Source organism: Wohlfahrtiimonas larvae (assembly GCF_002006755.1).
Lineage (GTDB): Bacteria > Pseudomonadota > Gammaproteobacteria > Cardiobacteriales > Wohlfahrtiimonadaceae > Wohlfahrtiimonas > Wohlfahrtiimonas larvae.
This window is the reverse complement of the sequence record NZ_MVDO01000004.1, coordinates 1-2,943: the sequence shown is the minus strand read 5'-3', so window position 1 is coordinate 2,943 and position 2,943 is coordinate 1. Positions and strand designations below refer to the sequence as shown.

The window sequence follows — 2,943 nt, the reverse complement described above, 5'->3', positions numbered from 1 at the left end:
TGCAGAAGAAAAAATGTTAGCAGAAATCGTACCAGATGATGCGCGCATCCAAGAAATTGCGACAACAATTAAAATCAACGATCCTACATCATTTCTATCTTATGGCTCCAAACCAATGTCTGAAATTGCTAAATTTTCAGATACGTTACTCAACCGCATTAAAACTAAAGATGCCGGTGAAGTGGGTGGACAATTATCTGATTTAGTTTTAAAAATCCGTGAATATAATCCTACAAGCACAGAAGAAAAAGCTTCTGGCTTTTTGGCAAATATTCCTCTAATTGGTGGTTTATTCAGACAAGTTGAAAAAGCTAAAATTGATCACACAACATTAACTTCACAAGTGGATATCATTGCAAGCCATTTAGATAACTCTATGATCAATTTATTACGTGATAATGAGCAACTAACTCAATTATATGATAAAAACTTAGATTATTATCGTGAATTAAACTTATACATCAATGCTGGTAAACAATTCTTAGATAATATCCGTACAGTGGAATTGCCTGCTTTAGAAGCAAAAGCCAATGAAACAAAAGATATGCTCGATGCGCAAAATGTGAAAGATATGTTAGAGAATATCAATCGTTTTGAACGCCGCATTCATGATCTAGAATTATCTAAAATGATTGCAATGCAAACAGCACCACAAATCCGAATCATTCAAAGTAATAATCAACAATTGGCTGAAAAAATTCAAGGCAGCATCTTCTCTACTTTACCCATTTGGAAAAGCCAAATTGTGCTCTCTTTATCGTTACAAGAGCAAGAAAAAGCTGCAAAACTTCAAAAAGATGTTTCAGATACAACCAATGAATTATTGCGTAAAAATGCTGAAATGTTACAACAAAATAGTATTGCAACTGCGCATGAAGTTGAGCGCTCGATTGTGGATATTGAAACTGTGCGTGAAGTACAAAATCGCTTAGTGAATACTATTGAAGAAACAATGAAAATTGCAACTGAAGCGCGTGAAAAACGTAAAGCTGTTGAAATTGAATTATCTCAAATGGAAAACAACTTGCGTGAGCGCATCACAGAAGCTGTTGCGAAAAACCAATAAAAAGGGCACAACTATTTTATGGATTACAACGAAAAGACTTTACCCTTTCAGAAACCTGCATCGCATGCGATTATTGATAATGTCGATGAGATTAAAGTGACGCAAATCCGCCAAGAAGAAGTGGATTTTAGTAATGCTTTCATCAAAGGTGCAAAAACCACAGCAAAACGCATGATTTTTCACTTCAAAGCGATTGCAGGTGGTTTAACAGTACAGATTCTGAAATGGTTTGTACCCAGTAGTATTGATCCATTTTATGGTGCAACTTTTTTATGTTCGTACATCGGCATTGTGATGCTATTTCCATTACGTAAAAACCATTTAGCAACAGGCTTAGGGCTAATCACAGCCCTATTGGTTGCTTTAACAGGCATGTGGCCCATTGCTCTATTATTCGGCGGCATAATGACAACCCTGTTGGATTTAATTGAACAAAAAACTGACAACACAGGCTTTTGGTTCACAACTCCTTTGTCCTTGTTAGCACTCTTCTATGCCAATATTAAAATGCCTGAATCTGTTTTTGCATCCATGCCAATTTGGGCTTATGGCGCAATGGCCGCTGTTTTGGTTGCAGGTTTATTAAAGCCACAAGCATTGAAGCATTTAGCAAACATGGTTTTAATGTCAGAAGCTGATAAACAAGCTTATTTAGAAAACATTGAAGCACAAAAAGCTTTAGCCATTGCGAAACAACAAGCAGCCAAAGAAGAACAATCATTTGCACTCTTTGCGCGTCATATTGAAGTATTACGCTTAATTGAGGTTGAAAATAAAAACTTACCACCACAATTAGCTATGATTGTGGAAAAAATCGGACAACAATCCATTGATATTTTAAAAATCATGAAAGCTGATCCTCGTGATGTTTTGCCTGGCGGACAATTCTTAAATCGCTACTTACCATTGATTCATCAATCTGTTGTGCGTTATAGCACAATTAAATCTCTGCACAGCGAAGAAAATATTCAAGAAAATATTGATGAAAAAACATTAATTGCTTTAAATGGCATGCAACAAGCCTTCACACAAATCCGCCAACAATTGGCAGAGAATGATGTGGATGATTTACGCGTGGATTTAAAAGTCATGGATCAATTAATCCGAAGCCAAGGCTTTGAGATTAAGGATTAATTTTATTCAGCAATGTTCTATTAATATTTATTTATACTACCTGAAAAATACTTGACCTTGCACCTGCTTTAGGGTGTTTACTATACACTCACAAATAACAGCGTGTCGAATCTATTAGCTGTTTATGGAGATTGTTATGAATGATCCAAGTGCATTACAGGTATTAGCAGAACTTGACCAAGTGATCCAAACATTAACTTTAAAGAAATTTATGCTATATGCCTTTATTGTTTCATTATGTTTATTCTTCTTATATCTTGCTTATAAAGAAATTCATAATCTTTTTATCAATGAAAAAGATAAAGAAAATCTGTACTTTAAAGGCAGTATCTCTGTTGGCTTATATTTATATTTAATTTCTCAAACTTTAATCGTTTATTTTGTCGGCTGGAATTTAGAATCATTTAATATCCTCATTCGTATTGCAACTTTACTGTTTGGCATCATTGTTCTGATGGTTGCATACCTTAATTTTATACGTAAAACAGGAATTGAAATTAGAGGAATGTTTTATATTAACCACACACAAAATAAATTAGATAAGATTATTTTACAAAATACTAAAGATAAAACTGTATCAGTTTTATCTATAGATCTGATGTTGGCAGATCAAACCCGAATTAGATTAGTTAATCGTTGGAATAATCCTTTATCATTGGCTTCTTTCCATATTGAAAATATTATATTAGATCCTGATGTGCAATATCAAAATAACTATATTATTGATATTAAAAAACTCTCAG

The 2,943-nt window shown here is 33.8% G+C and carries 2 protein-coding genes and 1 pseudogene; all 3 read left to right on the top strand.

Annotation, left to right across the window (positions count from 1 at the left end):
• The coding region (locus BZK14_RS00385) for a toxic anion resistance protein (RefSeq protein WP_245831097.1) at positions 1-1,066 on the top strand (1,066 nt) is incomplete at its 5' end.
• A gap of 18 nt (positions 1,067-1,084) precedes the next feature.
• Positions 1,085-2,200, top strand: a complete 1,116-nt coding sequence (locus tag BZK14_RS00380; protein WP_077924635.1) for a 5-bromo-4-chloroindolyl phosphate hydrolysis family protein — start codon at positions 1,085-1,087, stop codon at positions 2,198-2,200.
• 136 nt (positions 2,201-2,336) lie between these two features.
• Positions 2,337-2,943 (top strand): annotated as a pseudogene (locus BZK14_RS00375) (hypothetical protein); the annotation flags it as partial.